The following is a 321-nucleotide window of genomic DNA, read 5'->3' as shown; positions in this document are numbered from 1 at the left end:
CGCAAGTGACGCATAGGTGGCGTTCGGCTGCATCGCCTTGTAATCGCTGCCCTCGGTGATCGATTTATAGGCCGGGATATGGCCGGCATCGGCCCAGCTGATGGCGTGTTTTTCCATCCAGCCGATTACCTTCATCACCGCGGCGCGTTTCTCGCCGGAAACGGTCTTGTCACCCTGATTGGGAATGGCAAAAGCGTGTGAATCCGCCCATGTGGCGCGTTTACCCATGAAGGGCGGAACCTCGACCGCGCTCCATTTGAAGCCCAGCTTGTTGTTCTTTTCCAGGTCCTTGTAGGTCGGCACTTCCCAGACGCCGTTCAG

The 321-nt window shown here is 57.9% G+C and carries 1 pseudogene; it reads right to left on the bottom strand.

The annotated features are described in order from the left end of the window. A pseudogene (locus tag EN804_RS35840) lies at window positions 1-321 on the bottom strand (ABC transporter substrate-binding protein); the annotation flags it as partial.

This window comes from Mesorhizobium sp. M8A.F.Ca.ET.161.01.1.1 (assembly GCF_004792105.1).
Taxonomy (GTDB): Bacteria; Pseudomonadota; Alphaproteobacteria; order Rhizobiales; family Rhizobiaceae; genus Mesorhizobium.
This window is presented reverse-complemented; position numbering and strand designations above follow the sequence as displayed.